Genomic DNA, 19283 nt, shown 5'->3' with positions numbered 1-19283 from the left:
CGGGTTCACGAATCATCCTGATCGTCGGCGGTATGGCCGAACTTGACCCAGCCGACGACCCCGTCGGAGGCCTGTGCCTGCTGGGCGGGCGGTGGTGGCGATGCGGCGGGGGCCGCGGGAGCTGCGGGGGCTGCCTGGCCGCGAGGTGGCGCCGGTGCGGGTTGGAGCGCCTGGGGCGGGGCCGCCGGCCCCAGTGCGGTGGTCGAACCCAGATGAGCGGCTTGTTCTATGGGCTTGAGGAGAACCTGCCGCATGGACTCGACGTCCGCCTCCTGGATGTACCCCTCGTCGACCAACTTCTCGAACAAGGCCATCTGGGTCTTCAGGTTGAGCTCGCGCCGCTTGACTACCTGTTCAAGGACGGTCCCGACCTGGTCGGGATGGCGCGACAGGAACAGGAAGAGGAGGTCGTCCTCACCCATAGCAACCTGTTTGAGCGCGGCGACCCGCTGCTTCTCCAGGTGACTCTGGTTTTTGAAGGACGCCTGATCCGTGATCCCGATACGGGTGAGATTGCGTTGATGGGCGTAGAACTGGGCTGTCGGGGCGTCCGAATGCAGCTTGACGATCACCGTGTAGAGCGTGATCCCCTCGTCGAGGACGATCGGACCTGGTTCGAAGCCCTTCTGCAGTTCCTCTTCGGCCAGGCCACACTGCTCGATGTCGAACCGGCGGGTGACCTTCCACGCGCGGTCGACGAGGTGGGCTCGGACCAGGCTTTCGCCGTCGGCCGTGCCGTGACGGACGATCACGACCGGGTCGCTGACTCCCCACATCACTTCGGCCTGCAAGTGGAAATGCATGGTATCGACGTGGCTGCGGACGTCGGCGTGAACCGTGCTCTGGTGGCGGGCGATGTCCACCTCATGCCACGTCTGATACTCACGGACCATGAGCATCGAAGGGCGGTGCGGCAAGACCACCGCATCACCGTTGCGGTTGGCATAGACGACGGCTGTCCCGGGACGGGGAAGGGGTCCACGGTCCCCATACCGCACCTGACCAGTGTGACCGATCAGGCCTGCCGGCGGTGTTGGTGGAATGAACGGCCCGCTCATCGGGGATTCCTTTCCGAGCGCAGAATGTCGAGGACGGCGGTTCTGCTTCGCGGCGCACGCGTCCACCGAGTCGCCTCGATCTCGATGATCCGCATTGTGCGCGAGGTGGTGGCGGCGGCGGCCAGCAGCCGCCCCAGCGCTCGAGCCGCCTTGAGGCTGGCGTCGGCGAACCGCGCCCACTCGGCGAGCACCTCTTTGGCGACTTGATGCAGGTCCGCGGAGTTCAGAACGGCCGACCACAGGTGCGCGATCGCAGGAGCTCTCTCCGCGTCGTGTTCGGCGATGTCGAGGAGGGTGGGCCAGGTCCCGTCGGGCAGCTCACGGACGAGGTCGGCGGCAGCCAGGACGAAGGCGAGCTTGGCCAGAACCTGCCGGTCAGCGTTGCGCCCGGCCAGCCAGTTCCGCAACAACGTGAGCCCTTCTGCGGCGAACGCGGAGGCTTCGAACTCCAGCATCTCCGTGACGCTCTCGCACAGTGCCTCGATGACCACCGGCTCCTGGCTGCCCGACAGCTCGTCGAGAAGCGCGACAGCCCGTACGCAGTCGCGTGGATCGGTCTGCACCCGCCAGCTCCGGGCGGCGGTGGCCTGCAGGCGCGGGTTGGAGCCGTCAGCGCTCCACGCTGACACCAGATTCCGTACGGCCTGCCTCAGCTCGCGACTGTCGGCGGTGACACCGAGCGCGGCGGCCGCCACATCCCGCAACTCCGGCCTGTCGGCCCGTGCCCACGGGAGGATGATCGCCGACCGGATGTGGTCGAACGCCCGGGTGGCCAGCAGGCCCGCCGCGACAGCCGCGCGAACGCGGACCGTGGGCACCTCGTGACGGGCGCATGACCGGAGCCACGTCAGCAGTTCGGGCCGTATCTCGTCGTACTCGTTCCAGACATGCAGGAGAACCTGCTGGGAGCGGGCGGGCTCCCGGTAGCGGATGACCTCGCCCGGCATGGTGCCGCCGTGCCGGGCGGCAAGGTTGGACGGCACGAGATGAGCGTTGAGCAGGGCGAGTCGCGAGCCTCGGGTGGGGCCGAACGGACTCGCCGCCTTAGGTGGCGGGTTGGGCGGCTCCAGTTGCTTGCACAAGGTCTCGGCGGCCGAGGCCACCAGCTCGTACGACTCTCCACCGAGAACCGCGATGCCCACGGCCAGGGTCTGCGTCTGGAGATCCGGCAGCTTCGAGAACCAGCTCTCCAGATCCGGCCGGGTTTTCACCTCCAGGCCCTGACGGACGCTTTCGGCGATCGGAACGGGCGCCTTGGCGATCAGCGTGGCCAGCGTCACCACATGCCCCGGTACCGCGGTTCGTAGCTCCTCCTGGCAGAGAGCCCTCACGTCGTCGTCGCGAAGGATCGCGGCGACGCGCTCGGCGGATCCCAGGAGCCGCTTCAGGTGCGCTTTCAGCACCTGATCCGGAGGAGGAGACTCTGTCTCGACGACGTACCGCTCGATGTCGGCCTCGTGGAATCGCACCTCGCCGGTGATCGTCACAATCAGTTTGTGGCCCGGAGCCAGCTCGGCGGCCAGCCGATCGAGGTCGAAGGCGCGCAACCTCGCCGCCCGGTGTGGTTCGAGGTCGGCCAGCAAGTAGCCGCCGGGTTCCAGGTCATCGGCCGCGAGCAGGCTCAGGTCCGTCTCCGGGTGGAGCCGTCGCACCGAGCCGGCCGTCAAGTCGAGGAGGAGATGCCGCGAGAGGGCGAACCGCCCGGAGGCGGCAGCGCCCCTGATGATCAGCACGGCTCGGGCACGGGCCTCCGACTCCGCCAGGTCGAAGCCTGGTGGCTGGACGAAGGACTCGTTCAGCCAGACGTCCTCAGCGGTCAGCTCAACGAGCCTCAGCGGTGTCCCGCCCGAGGTCACGGTGATGTAGTTGATCTCGTCTCCACCGACCACCTTCCCGGCCGTGACGCGGGCGAAGGCGAGGTTGGTGCGCGCGTCGCGTTCAGCGCTGAGGCGTTCCTCGGTCCCCCCGGGCTGGGCCGCCCGGTTGGAGAACTCGCGTCCCAGCGTCTGGGCGTCCTTCGGTGCCGTATCGTCCTGCTTCTCCTCGGCCTCGTCCGCTGGGCGCTGGGAGTCCTGTTCGGACGCTTCCCCGTCAGGGATGCCGGTCATCGGTTCTGTACCTCGTCCCGTGGTAGTTGATTTCATCTCCGCCCACGACCTTCGCGGCCCGGATGTCGGCGTGGGAGAAGTTGCCGCGGATCTTCCCGACCTCCTGCCGCCGCGACTCCGGGCGGGCGGCGTCGGCGGGTTTTGGCTGATCTGGTGGGGCCGGGGCTTCCGGAAGGTCCAGATCGTTGATGTCATGGTCGGGAACCCACACCCAGGCCTGCTCGGCGAACTCCTTGACCTCGACGGTCACCTTGCGGAACATCGCGGCCTCAAGGGAGGTGTGCTCCTGCGCGACGGTCTCGGAGAACACACGCTCAGACAGGATGACCGCCAGCGCGGCTCCCGAGCTGTCAAGCGCCATGCGCACCGCGTCGCTGTCACACAGCCGCCGGACGGCGATCGGCCCCGCGCCGGCGAAACCGTTCCCGGCGGCGATGGTGGGGCCGTAGTGCACCGCGAGGCGCAGCCGCAGTTCCTTCCCCTTGGGAACGTCGCGGTTGTGCCTGCGTAGCTCGGCCGCCAGATGCCTGGCGAAGTCGTCCACGACTCGCGGTTCCGGCTCACTCGGCGGCAGTACAGCCAGCTCACCGTCGCCCGCGCCCTGCAACTGCCATGTGGAGCGGGACAGACCGGCGCGTTCGGCCGCCCTTTCGAGAACTGTCAGAAGATCAGTCTGGATCCGTCCCTGCCAATGAGCGGTACTACCGCTGTATCCCTTCGCATCCACGGAGACCAGAAGACTCCGGTGGAAATTGTCGCCTTCGGGCAATTTGTCCGCCCCCCTCGCATCTGCTGTCGGCTGACGGCAGCCTGACATCGACATCGGGGGGAGATACCGTATTTGTACGGAGTCTTGTGCGTTTCACAAGATGTGTTTCGCGAGAGGCGTGATCCGGCAGTCAGGACTCAGCGCGGCCCCGCCGCGTAATCGCGAAGCCGGTCGAGATCGTTGATCACCACAGTGCGGTAGGAGCTCCGGACCAGATCCATCCGCTTCAGCTTCGCTATCGCCTGCCCGATCGAGTCCCGGCCGGCGCCGATGAGCATGCCGAGCTCATCGTGGGAGAGCGTCACGCCTGGGGTCAGGCCACCTTGTGTCGCGCCTCCATGGCGTTCGACGAGAGCGAGCAACACCCGTGCCAACCGCACGGGCACCGGGTAGCCGGTGAAGTCGAGCCGCCGCTGATTGGCCCATTCAAGCTGATCGGCGATGATGTTGCTCAACGCGATCCACCCCTCGGGAAAGCGGTTGAGGAAGGCGACGAAGTCTTCGCCGCGTATCGCGTGCACTACCACGTCGGAGCAGGTAGTGGCCGTGGCCGAGCGGGGCGTGCCCCGCACGGCGCCGAGCTCTCCGATCACGTCCCCGCACAGCCTGATGCCCAGCAAGGTCTCGGCGCCGTTGTCGAGGCTCGCGGTGATCTTCACGCAGGCCGTCCCGTTCGTCCGTGCCCGCCTGATGACGTAAGCGTGCCGCGTGGAGGCGTCACCTTGGTGAAGAAGCACGGTCCCCGCGGGAACCTGACGCGGCGGGGCGAGCGAAAGCAGCTCTGTGGCCGCATCCCGGCCCAGTTGGTTGAGCAGAGTGTTCCTCGCCCACCGGTCGCGGTCATTGGGCCGGTGCTTGTCGAGCATGTGGGCTCCCGGATGCCACGCTCTCGCGTTTGTCCCCTGACTGCTGGCCTCGCCGCGGTGCGCTACATGTGTGCCGGACGAGGCATTTCGCCTATTTGGAGTTACTCATGTTGTGCGTGAGAACACATATGAAGCAAGCCGACAGTTTATCGCGGAGGCAACTTTCCGACCAAACAGACTATGCACCATTTGGGTGGATATCCGATGATTTAGCCGTTCAAGTGAAGGAGTCTGATACGCAGCTCTCTGGCGGTAAGGAGCGTCGCCCTCATTTGGAGATTCGTTCATGAGGCGCTCACGCGCGCCGGTCCTGAACACCACCCGGCTTCATTCGAAGTCCGTACGGGCGCCAGGAGGGTGGCGCCAGGGTCCGCAGGACACAGAACTCGTTGGCCTCGGGGTCGGCCTTGAACACCCAGCTCCGGCCAGGTCCCTAACCCACAGCCGCCTTGGTTGCGCCGGGGGCGAGTTTTCACCGCATTGCGCTCAGGCAGCCTAGATCGCGCTCGTGCTCAAGGAGCCAGGTTGAGTGCTAGGTGGCCGGGACCGTGCGGCCCAGACACCACCGATGCCTGCGGGCGTTACCGGCTGTAGTTCTTGCCGAACGGTGGCCGGGGATCGGCTTGCCGATGAGCGCGACGGGGATGAACAGGCTGAGGTGGCCGAGCGCCATCGTGAGCGTCCACAGCGCCTGGTCGTCGTAGTGGGCGGAGGCCCTGGCGAACAGGTCGTCGGAGACGCGCTCCTCGAACGGGTTCGGGGTGAAGACGGCCTCCGCCGGCTCCAGCGCGACGCGTTCGGCGTCGGTGAAGTAGGGCGCGCTCTGCCAGGTCGCCACGGCGGTGATGCGCTCCTCCGTCTCCCCGCCCTTGCGGAGCTCGCCGGTCATCCGGACGACGTGGTACGTGCTGCCGACGATCTGCGCGGCACGCAACGTCACCAGGCCGATGACGGCCTTCGGGACCGGACCCCGTCCCCGATGGCCTTGCGCAGGGCTCCGGACAGGGCTGCCAGTTCGGGGAAGGCCTGGGTGAGCTCGGGCAGCCGAGACGGGAAGCCGTTCTGCCCGGTCGTCGTGGACATGGTGAGGTTCCCTTCTGCGGATCAGCGTCTCACCCGGTCCGACAACGCACCGCTCGGGAATGTGAGGTGGCGCACACCCGAGGCTCACCGGTCGAGCCCGAGCAGGCGCATGCCCTCCTCCCGCATCTCGACCTTGCGGATCTTGCCGGTGACCGTCATCGGGAACCCGTCGACGACGTGGACGTAACGCGGGATCTTGTAGTGGGCGAGCTTGCCCGCGCAGAACTCCCTGACGGCCTCGGCGGTCAGCGGTGCGCCGCCCCGGCGAAGGACGATCCAGGCCATGAGCTCCTCGCCGTACTTCTCGTCGGGCACCCCGACCACCTGCACGTCGGCGACGTCGGGGTGGCGGTGGAGGAACTCCTCGACCTCGCGCGGGTAGACGTTCTCGCCGCCCCTGATGACCATGTCCTTGATCCGGCCGACCACGTTGACGTAGCCGTCGGCGTCCATGGTGGCCAGGTCGCCGGTGTGCATCCAGCGGGCGGCGTCGACGGCCTCGGCCGTCTTCGCGGGCTCGTTCCAGTAGCCGAGCATCACCGAGTAGCCGCGGGTGCACAGCTCGCCGGGTTCGCCGCGTGGCACGGTCAGCCCGGTCTCCGGGTGCGTGATCTTGACTTCGACGTGCGGCATCACCTGTCCGACGGTCTCGGTGCGGCGCTCCAGGCTGTCGTCCGGCCTGGTCATGGTGGAGACGGGCGAGGTCTCGGTCATGCCGTAGCAGATGGCGACCTCGGCCATGTTCATCTCGGTGACGACGCGCTTCATCACCTCGACGGGGCAGGGCGAGCCCGCCATGATGCCGGTGCGCAGGCTGGACAGGTCGAAGCGGGCGACCAGCTCCAGCTCCGCGATGAACATGGTCGGCACGCCGTACAGGGAAGTGCATCTTTCTTCCTGTACGGCCCGCAGCGTCGCATCGGGGTCGAAGCCGGGCGCGGGGATGACGACGCACGCGCCGTGGGAGGTGGCGCCGAGGTTGCCCATCACCATGCCGAAGCAGTGGTAGAAGGGCACGGGCAGGCAGATCCGGTCATCGGGGGTGTAGCCGAGCAGCTCGCCGACGAAGAAGCCGTTGTTGAGGATGTTGTGGTGCGAGAGCGTGGCGCCCTTGGGGAAACCGGTCGTGCCCGAGGTGTACTGGATGTTGATCGCGTCGTCGGCGCCCAGCGACGCCATGCGCTCGCGCAGCCGCTCCTCGGGGACGGTCAGCGCCAGCAACGCGTCCCAGCCGGGCTCGCCGAGGTAGACGACGTCGGCGAACCCGATCTCCTCGACCATCGCGCGGTAGTCGCTGCCCTTGTGCGTGAGCGCGCTGATGAGCAGGCGCAGGCCCGACTGCCTGACGACGTAGTCGAGCTCGTGGGCGCGGTAGGCGGGGTTGACGTTGACCAGGATCGCGCCGATCTTGGCCGTGGCGTACTGCACGAGCACCCACTCGGCGCAATTGGGCGCCCAGATGCCGATCCGGTCGCCCTTGGCGATGCCGGAGGCCAGGAGCGCGAGCGCCAGCCGGTTCACGTCGGCGTCGAGCTCGGCGTAGGTCCAGCGACGGCCGGAGGGCGCGTCCACCAGGGCCTCCCGGTCACCGAAGCGGGCCACCGTACGCTCGAAGTTGTCGCCGATGGTCTCGCCCAGCAGCGGGGCCGGCGCTACCGCGCTCGCGTAGGACCGCATGTCAAAACCTCCGTAGAAGATCAAGTGGCCAGCCTGGATCGCCGGTGCGGGCGAAGCGGACCCACGCGGCGTGCATCGCGTCGGCCAGTTCCTGGGGCGCGTCCGGCCCCGCGGTGCGTTCGACGCCGGGCGCGTCGAGCACGTCGAAGACGAACGGCAGGTCGAGGTTGTGCACCGCGCCCACGCGTCCGCCGCCGGCCGGGCTCTCGACGGGCGACTCCCACCGGAACTCGTAGGCGTAGGCGGGCCTGGCCTCGCGGATCCAGCGTGTCTCGCGGGCGAACAGGTGCTCGGTGAAGGCGCGCCCGACCCGCTCGGCGGGTGTGAGGCCGGCTTCGCCGACCTGGACGCCGAGGTGGTCGAGCAGAGCCTGCGCGGAGGCCTCGTCGACGTCGGCGGCCATGCGGCGGACGAACACGTCGGCCTCCTGGGAGGTGCAGCCGACCAGCAGCGGAACGTGAGCGCTCGCGGGCAGGGCGGCCAGCGGGACGGCCGGGATCAGGTCGCCGTCGACGACCGGCTTGATCGGCACCGACTCGTTGAGCCCGCCGGAGCCGCCGGCCAGCGGCGGCGGCTGCTCGGCGACGAGCTCCGAGGGGGACAGCCGGGCGAAGGCGGACCTCGTAGGGGCTATCCCCAGCCGGGTGGCGAGCGTCTTGGCGTAGTCGCGCGCCTCCTGCTCGGTGGCGACCAGGCCGGCCGAGCCGCTCATCACGATCGCGCGCCGGAACAGCCCTTCCGCGCGGGGCATCGTCAGCAGGGTCGCGACGGCGGCGGCGCCCGCCGACTGACCGGCGATCGTCACGTTGCCGGGGTCGCCGCCGAAGGCCGCGATGTTGTCGCGTACCCATTCCAGCGCGGCCAGCCAGTCGAGCACGCCCCGGTTGAGCGGGGCGTCCTCCAGGGCCAGGAAGCCCTCGAAGCCGAGCCGGTAGTTGATCGCCACGCAGACCACGCCGTCGCGGGCGAAGCGGTGGCCTTGGTGCCAGGCCGCGCCGTTGCCGCCGATGGAGAACGCGCCGCCGTGGATCCAGACCAGGACCGGCAGGCCGGTCCCGCCGGGCGACGGGGTGCGGATGTCGAGGTGGAGACAGTCCTCGCCGGGCTCGAAGACGTCGGGCGCGTACAGGCCGACGTCCTCCCCCGCCGCCTGCGGGGCGGCCGGGCCGTGGGTGACGGCCGGCCGTACACCCTGCCAGGGAAGTGCGGGAGCGGGCGGGCCGAAGCGGTGCTCGCCGAAGGGCGGGGCGGCGTACGGCACGCCGAGGAAGGCGAGCACGCCCTCCTCTGCCTTGCCCTCGACCAGCCCGGCGGTGGTTCGCACGATCATGCCCGGCGCCATCCGGCCGTCCCTTCGACGATTCTGATCGCCGCCCGGGTGAGCGGCTCAAGGCTGGGCTCGTGCACCTTGTCGAGGGTGTCGGCCGAGTCGAACAGGTACATGGGCGCCGACAGGAAGTGCACGAGCGGCACCCCTTCCGGATGGAAGAAGGCCCCGTCGGTGGGCGGCATCGGGGAGAACACGTCCGGCGGCAGCACGAACGAACGTTTCAAGTCCTCCGCGACGAGGGCGCTCGCCACCAGGCTCTCCAGCTCCGGCTTCCTGGTGGTGAACCACCAGCCGGGTTCGGGATCGCCGGTGGGCACCAGCTCGCCGTCCACGACCACGCACCGCCGCGCGGCGTGCTCCAGGTGGAGTTGGAGAACGACGTCGCCCAGCAGGTCGCGGTGGGTCTCGATGAAGGCCCGGGTGCCCGCGGCGTGCGCCATGTGCCCCGCGGTGAGCAGGAAGATCAGGTTGTGCGGCCGGTCGTGCTCGGGCACGCCCGCCCAGTGGCGGGCGGCGGCCAGCACCAGCGCGATCCCCGAGGCGTCCTCGACGGCGGAGGCCCAGGGCGCGTCGTGGTGCGAGCCGATGATCACCCACTGATCGGAGCGGCCGGGGAGCGTGCCGATCACGTTGTGCGAGACGGCCGGACCCGTCTCCGACTCGACCGTGAGCGTGCCCGTGCAGGGGCCGTCGTCGACCAGGTCGAGCACCCGCCGCGCGTCGCCGCCCGACAGCCAGACGGCAGGGAGGTCGCGGTGCACGGCGTCGTAGGGCACGTAGTAGTCGCGGGTCTCCCACGGCACCCCGGTCAGCGCCCCCGCGAAGGCGGCGGCGCCGCCGTCCATGACGCCCTGGATGACGTCGAGGTAGTCGAGCTGGAACGGCAGCGTCTGGACCAGCTCGTCGAAGACGCCCTCGGGGTCGTGCACGGCCGTCGCCAGATCCCTGACGAAGGACTGCGGCAGCTCGGTGAAGGTGTACTCGGGCACGACGATCGCGCCCGGCACGACCTCACGGCTGACCGGGGCGCTCACGACCGCCTTCGGTGTGGTGTACGGCAGCGCCGACGCCGCCACCCGCACGACCCGGGACGGATCGGCGTCGAGGCGCACCTCCAAAGAGGCGGAGACCGGCCGCCAGACGGGCAGCTCGACCGGCTCCAGCCGTACGTCATGGAGCCCGAACTCCGTGAAGCGCTCGGCGGCCCACGCGGCGGTCCAGTCGTCGGCCGGGTAGCCGGGGCGCCTGATGCCCTGCGAAACGATCGTCTCGATCCAGTCCATCATCGCTTCAGCCCTCCGAAGGTGAGCCCCGCCACGTAGTAGCGCTGCAGCACCACCATCAGGATGAACGGTGGCACGGCGGTGACCAGTGCCGCGGTGGTGGTCAGGTGGTAGGTGATGCCGACCTCGCTCTGGAAGTTGGCCAGTCCCACCGGCAGCGGCCACAGCTCCTGCTCGTTGGCCACGATCAGGGGCCACAGCAGGTTGTCCCACTGCGCCAGGAAGTGCACGAGGAACAGGGTGATGAGCGCGGGCTTGAGCAGCGGCACGGCGATGCGCGCGAAGATGCGGAACTCCCCCGCGCCGTCGACCCGCGCGGCCAGCAGCAGTTCCTTCGGGATGCCGAGGGCGAACTGCCGCACCAGGAAGACGCCGAACGCGCTGATCATGCCGGGCACCATCATGCCCTGGAAGGTGTTGACCCAGCCGAGTTCCTTCACAATGAGGAAGACGGGGATGACCAGGACCATCGGGGTGAGCGCGAGCGTGCCGACCACCAGCGCGAACAGGACGCGGCGGCCGGGGAAGGACAGCTGGGCCATCGCGTATCCGGCGGCGGCCGAGAAGATCACGTCCAGGAGGCCGGTGCCGACGCACAGGATGAGGCTGTTGCGCAGGTAGGTGGGCAGGTTGCCCGCGCCGAACAGCACCTGGATGTTCTCGGGCAGGTGGAAGCCGTTGAAGACCAGCCCGCGCAGGTCGGTGTCGTCGGGCGCTGAGGCGACGACGAGCATGACGTAGACCGGCAGCAGCATCGCACCGACCGCGGCGATCAGCCAGGTGGCGCGCAGAATCCTCATTCGTCGCCGCCCTTCAGGAACCCGAACTGCAGCGCCGAGACGATCACCATGGCGACGAGCAGCACCATGCCCATGGCGGCGGCGTAGCCCATGTGCTCGTAGGGGAAGGCGTTGGCCCAGATGTAGTACGGCAGGACCTGGGTGGCGTCGGCGGGCCCGCCGCCGGTGAGCAGGAAGGCGGGCACGAACGCCTGCATCGATCCGGCCACCGAGATGACCAGGACGAACAGCAGGGTCCTGCGCAGCAGCGGGAGCGTGATCCGGGTGAACGTGGTCACCGCTCCCGAGCCGTCGATGGCGGCGGCCTCGTACACCTCGCCGGGCAGGGCCTGGAGACCGGCGGTCAGGATGATCACGAACAGTCCCATGCTCTTCCAGACGACCATCACGACCAGGGCCCAGATGGCCAGGTCGGAGCTGGTCAGCCAGGACTGCGGCTCGATCCCGGCCAGGCCGGCGAGGGTGTTGGCCAGGCCGCGGTCGGAGTAGATGATCACCCAGACCATGGACGTGGCGGCCAGCGGCATCACGGCCGGGATCATGACGAGCGCCCTGAGCCAGCGGTTGAGGCGTCCCGGCTTGCTCAGCGGCACCGCCACCAGCAGGGCCAGCACGATCGTCGGGACGACCGTGCAGACCGTGTAGACGACGGTGATCCACGCCGAGTTGAGGAAGCCGGGGTCGGCGAACATGCGCTCGTAGTTGGCGAGGCCGATCCAGCTGGGCGTCCCCGCCATCTCGTAGTCGGTGAAGCTGAGATAGATGGCGGCCAGGAACGGGACGAGCCAGAACACGACGAAGAAGACGGCCACCGGGAGGGTCAGCGCCACCCCCGCCGTGGCCTGGGGCCGGGTTCTCATTGGATCAGTCGCACGGCGGAGTCGAAGGTCGCCGCGGCCTGGGCGGGGGCCGACTTGCCGTGGGCGACGGAGTCGATGGCGCTCGCCGCGGCCTTCGCCAGTTCGAGGGTGCCGGGGATGATCGGGCCGAAGTCGACGTGCGGGAGGCTGTCGGCGACGATCTTCATGATCTCGGACTTGCCGCGCGGCCCGGCCTCGCGCCAGCCCTTGGTCGGGATGATGATGCCGTTGTCGAGGTTGGCGGTCACCGACGGGGCGCCCTGCAGGTAGTTGACGAGGTGCCAGGCGGTGAACTGGTTGGGTGAGTCCTTGGCCACGCCCCATCCCCACGTGTAGGCGGGTACGACGGACTTGCCGCCGTCCCAGGCGGGGATGGGCGCGACGCCGTACTGCTTGCCGAAGGTGAGTTTGTCCTTGCCCAGCTTCTCCAGGGCGGGACCGAGGAAGGCGCCGCTGACGACCATGGCGGCCTCGCCGGAGTAGAACAGGCCGAGCGCGCCCAGCGGGTTGGAGAGCTTGGGGTTGCCGATCCCCGACATGTACGTCAGGGCGTTGACGCCATGCTCGGTGGCGAGCGCCGGGAACGTGCCGCCCTTGCCCTGGATGAGGGCGGTGAGCATCATGAGGGCCCACTGCGGGTCGCCGTAGAGCCACTGCAGTCCGACCCGCCTGCGGTCCCCCGAGGTCAGCTTGGCGCTGTACTCGGCGACCTCCTCCCAGGTCGCCGGGGGTTTGTCGGGGTCGAGTCCGGCCTCCTTGAACCGGTCCTTGCGGTAGTAGAGCATGCAGGGGTTGAAGTCGATGGGCACGCCGTAGGGCACGTTCTGGTAGGTGAGCGGGGTGGTCGTGCCCGGCTCGTAGTTCTGCAGCGGGAGCGCCTTGGTGTCGACGGGCGCGAGCCGCTTCTTCTTGGCGTGCGCGGGGAAGCTCCAGTGGCCGATCTTGAAGACGTCGGGCGGGGCGCCGCCGCTGAAGGCGGTCAGCAGTTTGGCGTCGAGCTGGCCCACGGGCAGGTAGAGCAGTCTCACGTCGATCTGGAAGTCGGCCATGTAGCGGTGCACGAGTTCCTGGAACTGCCGGCCGGTGTCCTGCGAGCCGTGCAGCCAGACGTTGACCGTGCCCTGCGGCTTGCCGTCCGCGGCCCGCTGCCGAGGCTGGTCGTCGCCGCATCCGGCGAGCAGGGTGAGCGCGCCGGCGGCGAGGAGCCCACGCCGCGTCAGATCCGCCATGGTGGTTCTCCTAGGTGAGGTTCTTGAGGGCCTGGTTCTGCCAGGCGGTGTTGGTGGGAAGCTCGGGGGTGGCGCCGGCGAACGCCCCGCGGGCCTGGGTGTCGGACTGGAGGCGGTATCTGAGCCAGGCGGTCACGTAGCCGAGGAAGGCCCCGCCGGTGTTCTGGATGTCGTTGTGTCCCGCGCCCTTGAGCAGCGCCTTGCCCGCTCCGGCGGTGGCCTGGTCGTAGTGGCCCTGCACGGTCGCGGCCGAGGAGATCAGCCAGTCGTTCGCGCCGCTGAGGAAGAGCACCGGGCAGGTCAGGTCGGCGACCGAGAACTCGTCCCCCGGACTGGCCATCCACGGCGCGGGCACGGCGATCGGCACGACGGTCTTGATCAGCCCGGCGGAGTCGTTGGCCGCGTTGATGGATCCGCCCGCGCCCTGGGAGTGCCCGACGGCGGCGACCTGGGCGGTGTTGAGCTTGCCGTGGAAGACGCTGGCCGGGTCGGTGTTGAGACCGGCGAGGTGCTGGGCGGCGGCGAGGATCTCGGCGCCGGTGCCCGTGGTCGTGTCGGTGGAGGCGACGACCGCGAAGCCCCAGGAGGCGAGGTGGTTGAGCAGCCCCGGGTAGTTGTCGGGAGTGGCCCACGAGCCGTTGCCCCAGGTGACGATCGGGTGGGTGGCGCCGCCCGAGCCCAGGGTCGACGGGTAGTAGAGCCGGTGCCCGCCCGAGGTGCCGGTGGCGACCGGCCACGGACCCGCTGCCTTGTAAATCGTTTCGATCGTGGAGGCGGCGGCGCCGGCCTCGGTGGTCGACGACAGGAATCCGGCCGACATGAGGCCGAGCGCGCCTGCCCGTAATGCCTGCCGACGGGTGAAGTTCTCCATGGTCACCTCGTAGATTATTTGGAGACGTGAACGTCTCCCAACAGAGGGAAGTACGATCGGTGAGCGATGTCAAGACATGAACAGAAGGAAGTTCCGGCGGCCCGGCCACTCCCCAGAGGGCGGCACGGACTCTCCCCCGACACAGTGCGCACCTCCCAGCGGGAACGCCTCGTGGAGGCCATGCTGAAGCTCGTCGCGAGGCGTGGATACACCGCGACGAGCGTGCCGGACGTGATCGCCGCCGCGCGGGTCTCGCGCAACGCCTTCTACGCCCAGTTCGCCGACAAGGAGGCGTGCTTCCTCGCCGGATGCGAACGCGACCTGCCCGAGATGATCGACTCGATCTCCACGGCCGCGTCGGGTGCGGGCGAACGCTGGAACGAGGCGCTCCGGCTCGGGATGAACGCCTACCTGCGGTGGTGGCAGGAGCGCCCGGAGTACGCGCAGGCGTACTTCGTGGAGTTGCCGAGGGCGGGTGAGCGGGCCGTCGAGCAGCGTGAGGCCGCCTACCGGCCCTTCCTCGACATGCTCGCGGCGCTGGCCGCGCGGGCCAGGCTGGAGGATCCCTCGCTGCCGCCGCTGCGTGCCGCGGTGCCCCGCCTGATCGTCTACGGGACCACCGAGTTCATCGCCTCGGAGGTGCGCGCGGGCCGCGTCGCCACCCTGACGTCGTCGGCCGGCGACCTCTACCACTACACGGTCGCCCTGCTCGCCGGCCCCGATCACGGCATCGCGACCACCCCTTCCGCCTGAACCCGCCAGCCTTCCGGGAAGCACTTCGACGCCGCCATGTGGGCGACGGCGGCCAGCAGGCCGCCGTTGCCCGGCAGGTAGAGCGGCAGCAGATCGGGCCACTGGTGGTTGTGGCCGCTGGCCAGGTAGGTGTTCTTCGGGGCGTCCATCAGCAGCGCGTCCACGGCGGTGCCGGGCTCGCCGAGCCTGGCCGCGCACATGGCGAGCATCGGATAGTCCCAGCCCCAGGTGCTCTCCAGGTCCCAGTCGGCGAGCACGTCGTGCAGGGTGGCCCGCATGATCTCGGGGTCGATCAGCGGGGTCGGCGGCACGAACCCGAGCGCGCCGGTCATCGAGGGGTGATCGGTCCTGATCGTGTACGGCTCCACGCCGACGGCCGCGTAGACGCCGTCGCGCACCGTCGGCCGGGCCAGGCCGCGCAGGACCCGCGCCCACTCCGGGTCGGGATCGAGGCCGAGCAGGCCCCGCCACCGCTGGGCCGTCTCCAGCCCCCACCACCAATAGGCCAGCTCGAACGTGGGATCGCGCACCACCCGCCTGGACTCGTGGTAGGACTCCTGCGCCGGGACCAGCGGCGGCCCCAGATGCCCGCCGCCCGCGAAGGAGGCCATGAACGCGGCCGTCTCGAACACCAGGTCCCGGTAGTCCTCCAGCGCCTCCGGGCGCACCCGGCGGAGCAGCTCGGCGAAGTAGATCAGGTGCGGCTGCTGCCAGACGATGAAGGCGCCGATCTCGCTCGGGCTCTCCCTGCCCTCCGGCCCCACCTGCTTGGGCCAGCGGGCGCCGCGGAACCCCTGCCGCGCGGCCGTGGCCCTGGCCGCCGGCAGGATCTCGCGGTACCAGGGCAGGCTGCGCTCCAGCAGTTCCGGCCTGCCCCACAGGGCGAAATGGGCGGCGTGCCACCAGTGCATCTCCAGGTGGAACTTGCCGCTCCAGGAGTTGACGGCCAGGCCCGTCTCCTGCGGCGGGGTGGAGCCGGCGCAGTTGACCGCGGTGAGGTACTGCGAGAGCACGACCCGGCGTTCGAGCTCGGGTGCCCGCGGGTCGGCGCTGCCCTCGAAGCTCACCGCTCCCCCGCTGGTCCAGAACCTCTCCCAGTGTTCCTCGGCGGCCGCACTGACCTGGGAGAAGGACGGGAGAGCGCCGCTGACGGGACGCGGGGAGAACTCGACGACGAGTTCCTCGCTCTCGATCAGGTACACGTGAGGTCCAGGCGAGGTGAGCCGCGCCGGCCCCGCCCACCCGGCGGCCACGTGGTAGCGGTCATCGTCCAGGATCCGGACGAAGTCGCAGCGCGAGCCGTCCTGCTCGTGCGTGGTGGCGTGCCTGCCGGGTTTGTCCCAGTCGGCGGTGGTGTGCCAGCCGTCGCTGGCGTAGGGGAAGGCGATCCTGATCATCGCGCCGCCCGCGACGCGGATGGCCAGCAGGTCCCGCTCGGGGTGACAGACGGTCTCCACCTCGTACGGCACGCCGTCCAGCTCGAAGGAACTGGACAGCAGCCCGGTCCACAGGTCGAGGGTCTGCTTCGACCGGCCGAGCACGGCTGCGGGGCCGGCATCGAGGCCGATCCGGCCCAGATGCAGGCGGTGCGGGTTCACGTGCAGCCAGCCGCCCGCCTCGGTGGCCGGATACAGATCCGGATAGCCGACGCCGTCGTAGTCGGTGAGCGCGTCTTCCAGCACGTGGCCCCTGGGGTTGGGCATCGTGTGCCAGCCCCACTGCGCCTGCGTGCCCAGCGGCGCGAAGGTCTGCAACCCGGTCGCGTCGGCGGTGAAGGCGAACTCCCCGTTTCCCACGGTGAGCGGACACCCGGCGTCGGCGATGGTGTGCCGGCGCACGAGCGTCCTCCTGTCTATGCTCACGCACACCCCGGCGTACCGGAGGCGCGCTGCTGGCGCATGGCGGTCACGTCGCCCGCGACGGCCGACTGGGCCATCGGGCCGAGGTCGAGCACGACGTCGGTGAAGGCGAGCGACGCCTTGCGCATCGCCGGCAGGTCGATCGCCTCGGCGCCGAACTGCGGCGAGAACAGCGTCTTGGGCGCGGCGATGGGCGAGATGACGGGCAGCAGGTGCTGGTTGTACGGCGTGCCCTCGCCACCGAAGCCGCAGTGGTGCGGCACCGTGCCGAGGTCGGCCGCCGACAGGCCCTTGAGGACCGCGGTGCGCTTCACGTCCCAGTACTGGACGTGGCCCTTGACCAGTTCGCGCAGCGGCGTGCTCTCGCTGACCGGGACCATCAGCAGTTCGGTGAGGGTGGGGCTGGCGACGAGCTGCTTGCCCGGCAGGCCGTTCGGCCTGGCGACCGCGTCGTAGCGCTTGGCGCCGAGGTGCTCGAGCACGACGACGGAGGAGACCCCGCCCTGGTCGTACTCGGCGTCGAGCTGGGCGGCGAGCTGGCCCGCGCCGCCTTCGCGCACGTTGGGACCGGTCAGGTGCTGGTAGAGGTGGCCGGTCACGAACGCGAACTGCACGGTACGCGGACGGCACTCCACCGGGAGCGTCGACAGGTAGCGGGCCATCTCGATCATGGTGAGCGGGCCGTTGTCCCACACCGGGCTCATGCCGTCGGTGTGGCTCTCCACGACGATCTTCTGGGCGCTCCCGCCGGGCAGCGTCGCGAGCAGGGTGCGGGTGGTCGTCGGCGTCCAGGCGGCGTTCACGGTCAGCTGGGCCTGGACCGGCTGACCGGCGGCCAGCGCGTCCTTGATCTGCTTGCCCTGGTCGGCGCCGACGTACGCGCCCGGCACGCCGTACGGCAGGCCCTCGTAGGGCGCGTACATGCCCTGGATCTGGGCGTGCGGGAGCTGGCTGACCTCGATCACGCCCACCGCGCCCGCGGCGGCGGCCGCCTTGAGGTCGGCGTCGGCCGCGGCCGGGGCCTCCATCGACTCCGAGCCGAGCAGGTTGATCGTCATGCCCGGGTCGTACATGGAGTAGCCGAGGCCGAGCGGATAGAAGAGCAGGTTGGGCACGTTGGTCCAGGGCAGGTCTCTGACGACGATCTTCCCGGCGGCGTTGGCGGCGGTGATGTTCGTGCCGGCGGCCAGGTGGACGAGCGGCGCGGTGACGCCGCCCGCTCCGGTGGAGGAGGAGAACGGCACGGGGGCCGCGACCTGCACGGCCGTGCCGCCGACGGTCAGGCCGGTGCCGAGGCTGTCCCAGCGGTCGATGTCGTAGGGCAGGGAGGAGAACTGGAGGCCGGGGATGGCCGCCATCTCGTCCTCCAGCCAGTCGACGTAGCCGGCGTGCGCGGTGGAGCCGGTCGGCCTGGGGCCGAACGCCTCCTGCTGCTCGGCCAGGGTGTTCAGGCGGGCCTCGGAGGCGAACGCGGCGGGGTCGACCCTGACCGGGCAGGCCAGGGCGGCGGACGTCTGAGCGTAGGCCGGTTGCGCGGGCGCGACCAGCGGGAGGAGAAGGGCGAGGAGAGCGAGTCGTCTCACGTGGGGGGTCCTTCCATTGAATCGTTTTAACGCACGGCATGTGACGGCCGGAACGTTTTTCTGCGTGGGCCGCGGCAGTCCCCCGGCATGCGGCCCGGTTCTCAGGGGCGAGGCGGTCCGGTGGTTCCGCGGACGATCAGCGTGGGCGACACGGACGAGGTCACCGAACGTGTGCGCCCCTCGATGCGTTCGACGAGCAGGCGCGCGGCGGTCGCCCCGATCACGTGCCCGTCCTGGTCGACGCTGGTGAGCGAGATGCGCTTCAGCGAGGCGATGCCGATGTTGTCGTATCCGGCGACGGAGAGGTCCTCCGGCACCGACAGGCCCGCCTCGTCGGCGGCGCGCAGCACGCCGAGCGCCGCGATGTCGGCCCCGGCGAAGATCGCCGTGGGCCGGTCGGCGCGGGCGAGCAGCTCCCGCGCGCCCTCGAAGCCGCCCACCTCGGTGAAGGAGGTGGCCAGCACGTCGTCGGCGAGCCCGTGGGCGCGCATCGCCTGGCGGTAGCCTTCGGCGCGCACCGTGTGCGGCAGCCCCTGGGCGCGGGCCCGCTCCAGGTGGGTGATGTGCGAGATCCGGGTGTGCCCGAGCCCGACCAGGTGGTCGACCACGAGCCTGGCCCCCATCACGTCGTCGTCGACGACCGCGTCGTAGGCCGCGGCGCCGCCGTGCCTGCCCACCACGACGACCGGGGTGGCCGTCGCGATGGCGGCGAGTTCGGCGTCCGTCATGACCGGCGAGATCAGGATGAGCCCGTCCATGCTCCGGTCGATCATGGCGTCGGTCATCCTGGCCTGCGTCTTGGGCTCGATCCCGCCGGGTCCGAGCAGCACCTGGTACTCGGTGTCGCCCAGCCGGCCGGTGACGCCCTCGATGATGTCGGGGAAGAACGGGTTGCGGGTGTCGGAGAGCATGACGCCGAGGGTGTAGGTGCGACCGCGCAGGGCGCGGGCCGCGGCGTGCGGACGGTAGCCCAGCTCGTCGATGGCCTGCGTTACCTTGGTCTGCATCTCCGCGCTCACGCCGTAGGCCCCGCGCACCACCTTGGACACGGCGGCCATGGAAACCCCGGCCCGCCTGGCCACATCGGCGATCGTCACCCGTCCGCTCGTCACACGCCGTCCTTCGTCGAGTCTTCGTAGAACGATTTCTAAAAA

17 protein-coding genes are annotated in these 19283 nt (G+C 69.7%); 1 reads left to right on the top strand and 16 read right to left on the bottom strand.

Annotated features, from left to right (window positions below; all coding sequences use genetic code 11):
* Window positions 1-5: 5 nt before the first annotated feature.
* The 13 genes from ACIBHY_RS51415 to ACIBHY_RS51355 form a co-directional block, all read right to left on the bottom strand.
* Entirely contained in the window at window positions 6-1058 is a 1053-nt protein-coding gene (locus tag ACIBHY_RS51415; RefSeq protein WP_397310647.1) for a hypothetical protein, read from the bottom strand.
* A complete protein-coding gene (locus ACIBHY_RS51410; RefSeq protein ID WP_397310646.1) occupies window positions 1055-3166 on the bottom strand; it encodes a hypothetical protein in 2112 nt (703 codons plus the stop codon). The genes ACIBHY_RS51415 and ACIBHY_RS51410 overlap by 4 nt, the downstream gene beginning before the upstream one ends.
* A complete protein-coding gene (locus tag ACIBHY_RS51405; RefSeq protein WP_397310645.1) occupies window positions 3150-3935 on the bottom strand; it encodes a hypothetical protein in 786 nt (261 codons plus the stop codon). Before ACIBHY_RS51405 ends, ACIBHY_RS51410 begins: the two co-directional genes overlap by 17 nt.
* A gap of 137 nt (window positions 3936-4072) precedes the next feature.
* Complete coding sequence (locus tag ACIBHY_RS51400) at window positions 4073-4801, bottom strand: Crp/Fnr family transcriptional regulator (protein WP_397310644.1); 729 nt, start codon at window positions 4799-4801, stop codon at window positions 4073-4075.
* A 532-nt stretch (window positions 4802-5333) separates the two neighbouring features.
* Window positions 5334-5741 (bottom strand): carboxymuconolactone decarboxylase family protein, encoded by a 408-nt coding sequence (locus ACIBHY_RS51395; protein WP_397310643.1) that lies wholly within the window; start codon window positions 5739-5741, stop codon window positions 5334-5336.
* Entirely contained in the window at window positions 5738-5884 is a 147-nt protein-coding gene (locus tag ACIBHY_RS51390) for a hypothetical protein (protein WP_397310642.1), read from the bottom strand. Before ACIBHY_RS51390 ends, ACIBHY_RS51395 begins: the two co-directional genes overlap by 4 nt.
* Window positions 5885-5968: 84 nt before the next feature.
* Window positions 5969-7561: an AMP-binding protein gene (locus ACIBHY_RS51385; RefSeq protein ID WP_397310641.1), complete on the bottom strand. Its 1593-nt coding sequence runs from the start codon at window positions 7559-7561 to the stop codon at window positions 5969-5971.
* A 1-nt stretch (window position 7562) separates the two neighbouring features.
* Window positions 7563-8891 (bottom strand): carboxylesterase/lipase family protein, encoded by a 1329-nt coding sequence (locus tag ACIBHY_RS51380; protein WP_397310640.1) that lies wholly within the window; start codon window positions 8889-8891, stop codon window positions 7563-7565.
* Window positions 8888-10177, bottom strand: coding sequence for a M28 family metallopeptidase (locus ACIBHY_RS51375; protein WP_397258938.1), 1290 nt, complete (start codon window positions 10175-10177; stop codon window positions 8888-8890). The genes ACIBHY_RS51380 and ACIBHY_RS51375 overlap by 4 nt, the downstream gene beginning before the upstream one ends.
* Window positions 10174-10974: a carbohydrate ABC transporter permease gene (locus tag ACIBHY_RS51370; RefSeq protein ID WP_397310639.1), complete on the bottom strand. Its 801-nt coding sequence runs from the start codon at window positions 10972-10974 to the stop codon at window positions 10174-10176. Before ACIBHY_RS51370 ends, ACIBHY_RS51375 begins: the two co-directional genes overlap by 4 nt.
* Window positions 10971-11834, bottom strand: coding sequence for a carbohydrate ABC transporter permease (locus tag ACIBHY_RS51365; RefSeq protein WP_397258942.1), 864 nt, complete (start codon window positions 11832-11834; stop codon window positions 10971-10973). The genes ACIBHY_RS51370 and ACIBHY_RS51365 overlap by 4 nt, the downstream gene beginning before the upstream one ends.
* Window positions 11831-13063, bottom strand: coding sequence for an extracellular solute-binding protein (locus ACIBHY_RS51360; protein WP_397310638.1), 1233 nt, complete (start codon window positions 13061-13063; stop codon window positions 11831-11833). The genes ACIBHY_RS51365 and ACIBHY_RS51360 overlap by 4 nt, the downstream gene beginning before the upstream one ends.
* A 10-nt stretch (window positions 13064-13073) precedes the next feature.
* The gene (locus ACIBHY_RS51355; RefSeq protein WP_397310678.1) at window positions 13074-13934 is read right to left on the bottom strand and encodes an alpha/beta hydrolase; all 861 of its coding nucleotides are present in this window, start codon (window positions 13932-13934) and stop codon (window positions 13074-13076) included.
* 180 nt (window positions 13935-14114) lie between these two features.
* Here ACIBHY_RS51355 and ACIBHY_RS51350 point away from each other — a divergent pair, with 180 nt between their 5' ends.
* Entirely contained in the window at window positions 14115-14687 is a 573-nt protein-coding gene (locus ACIBHY_RS51350; protein ID WP_397258946.1) for a TetR/AcrR family transcriptional regulator, read from the top strand.
* Here the strand turns inward: ACIBHY_RS51350 and ACIBHY_RS51345 are convergent.
* The 3 genes from ACIBHY_RS51345 to ACIBHY_RS51335 all read right to left on the bottom strand — a co-directional run bounded on the left by ACIBHY_RS51345 (window position 14657) and on the right by ACIBHY_RS51335 (window position 19241).
* Window positions 14657-16525 carry a hypothetical protein gene (locus tag ACIBHY_RS51345; RefSeq protein ID WP_397258948.1) on the bottom strand — a complete coding sequence of 623 codons (1869 nt, stop codon included), beginning with the start codon at window positions 16523-16525 and terminating at the stop codon, window positions 14657-14659. The genes ACIBHY_RS51350 and ACIBHY_RS51345 overlap by 31 nt on opposite strands.
* A gap of 20 nt (window positions 16526-16545) precedes the next feature.
* A complete protein-coding gene (locus ACIBHY_RS51340) occupies window positions 16546-18129 on the bottom strand; it encodes a hypothetical protein (RefSeq protein ID WP_397258950.1) in 1584 nt (527 codons plus the stop codon).
* A 101-nt stretch (window positions 18130-18230) separates the two neighbouring features.
* Complete coding sequence (locus ACIBHY_RS51335) at window positions 18231-19241, bottom strand: LacI family DNA-binding transcriptional regulator (RefSeq protein WP_397310637.1); 1011 nt, start codon at window positions 19239-19241, stop codon at window positions 18231-18233.
* Window positions 19242-19283: the final 42 nt, after the last annotated feature.

The organism is Nonomuraea sp. NPDC050547 (genome assembly GCF_044457345.1).
In the GTDB taxonomy this organism is placed as follows: domain Bacteria; phylum Actinomycetota; class Actinomycetes; order Streptosporangiales; family Streptosporangiaceae; genus Nonomuraea.
This window is presented reverse-complemented; position numbering and strand designations above follow the sequence as displayed.

Coding starts and splice junctions, on each gene's coding strand:
- ACIBHY_RS51410 (WP_397310646.1), bottom strand. CDS start 3,166: ATGACCGGCATCCCTGACGGGGAAGCGTCCGAACAGGACTCCCAGCGC.
- ACIBHY_RS51385 (WP_397310641.1), bottom strand. CDS start 7,561: ATGCGGTCCTACGCGAGCGCGGTAGCGCCGGCCCCGCTGCTGGGCGAG.
- ACIBHY_RS51375 (WP_397258938.1), bottom strand. CDS start 10,177: ATGATGGACTGGATCGAGACGATCGTTTCGCAGGGCATCAGGCGCCCC.
- ACIBHY_RS51380 (WP_397310640.1), bottom strand. CDS start 8,891: ATGATCGTGCGAACCACCGCCGGGCTGGTCGAGGGCAAGGCAGAGGAG.
- ACIBHY_RS51415 (WP_397310647.1), bottom strand. CDS start 1,058: ATGAGCGGGCCGTTCATTCCACCAACACCGCCGGCAGGCCTGATCGGT.
- ACIBHY_RS51355 (WP_397310678.1), bottom strand. CDS start 13,934: ATGGAGAACTTCACCCGTCGGCAGGCATTACGGGCAGGCGCGCTCGGC.
- ACIBHY_RS51360 (WP_397310638.1), bottom strand. CDS start 13,063: ATGGCGGATCTGACGCGGCGTGGGCTCCTCGCCGCCGGCGCGCTCACC.
- ACIBHY_RS51400 (WP_397310644.1), bottom strand. CDS start 4,801: ATGCTCGACAAGCACCGGCCCAATGACCGCGACCGGTGGGCGAGGAAC.
- ACIBHY_RS51350 (WP_397258946.1), top strand. CDS start 14,115: ATGCTGAAGCTCGTCGCGAGGCGTGGATACACCGCGACGAGCGTGCCG.
- ACIBHY_RS51365 (WP_397258942.1), bottom strand. CDS start 11,834: ATGAGAACCCGGCCCCAGGCCACGGCGGGGGTGGCGCTGACCCTCCCG.
- ACIBHY_RS51390 (WP_397310642.1), bottom strand. CDS start 5,884: ATGTCCACGACGACCGGGCAGAACGGCTTCCCGTCTCGGCTGCCCGAG.
- ACIBHY_RS51370 (WP_397310639.1), bottom strand. CDS start 10,974: ATGAGGATTCTGCGCGCCACCTGGCTGATCGCCGCGGTCGGTGCGATG.